The organism is Streptomyces sp. NTH33, assembly GCF_003236365.1.
In the GTDB taxonomy this organism is placed as follows: domain Bacteria; phylum Actinomycetota; class Actinomycetes; order Streptomycetales; family Streptomycetaceae; genus Streptomyces.
Genome location: NZ_POTZ01000940.1, coordinates 1 through 1,107 on the forward strand (window position 1 = coordinate 1; position 1,107 = coordinate 1,107).

1 protein-coding gene is annotated in these 1,107 nt (G+C 75.4%); it reads right to left on the bottom strand.

Annotation, left to right across the window (positions count from 1 at the left end; genetic code table 11):
• Positions 1 to 1,107 (bottom strand): HAMP domain-containing sensor histidine kinase (locus C1I97_RS37670; RefSeq protein ID WP_111007337.1); only part of this gene is annotated, 1,107 nt, incomplete at both ends.

Sequence of the window (1,107 nt, forward strand, 5' to 3'; positions counted from 1 at the left end):
CCCTCGTGCCGGCCCCGGTCCGTGCCGACCGTGAAGCCGATCACCGAGCCGCCGCCGGGACGCCGGAAGGCGAACGGGGCGCCGCCGTGGGCCAGGGCCACCTCGCGCACGATGGACAGGCCGAGGCCGGAACCGGGCAGGGAGCGGGCGTCGGCGGCCCGGTAGAAACGGTCGAAGACGCGTATCAGGTCGTCCGCGGCGATGCCGGGCCCGCGGTCGAGGACCTCCACGCGGACCGGGCCGGGCCGGGCGGGACCGGCGACGGTGATCTCGATGGGCGCCGTGCCGTCCCGGTCGAACTTGACGGCGTTCTCCACGAGGTTGGAGACGGCCCGCTGGAGCATGCCCGGCCGGCCCTCGGCCGTCGTGTCGCCGCTCGTGCGGACCACGATGTCGCGTCCGCTGCGCCGGCGGGCCACACCCGCGACGTCCTCGGAGATGTCGGCGAGGTCGATCCGCTGCGGCGGCTCGGTGTCGGACTGGCCGGCCGCCAGGTCGACCAGCTCGTTGACCAGGTCGGTGAGCTCGCGGGCCTCCTGGGTGAGGTCGGCGACCAGGTCCTCGCGGGTGGCGGGCGGCAGTTCGTCGATGCGGCGCAGCAGGGAGATGTTCGTCCGCAGGGAGGTCAGCGGCGTACGGAGCTCGTGGCCCGCGTCCTGGACCAGGCGGCGCTGGTCCTCCTCGGACTGGGCGAGCCGGCCCAGCATGCGGTCGAAGGAACGGCCGAGGCGGCCCACCTCGTCGTAACCGGTGACGGGCACCTCGATGCCGAGCCGGCGGGTGCGGGCGACGTTCTCGGCGGCGGAGGTGAGGATCACCAGCCGGCGCGTGATGCGGCGGGCCAGCCACCAGCCGCACAGACCGGCCGCGACCACCACCGCCCCCATCAGGATCAGCGTGCGCTGCTGCAGCGCCCGCAGCAGGTCCTCGGTGTCGCTGAACTCCTGGGCGACCTGCACGGCGCCCCGGCCGCCGCCCAGGGCGACGGTCGCGATGCGGAACACGTCACCGGCGACGACGACGTCCTTGTGCTCGGCGGTCCTCCCGGCCGCGGCGGCGGCCGCCACGGCCTTGTCCCGGGCGGTGACGGGCAGCTCGGGGCTGCCG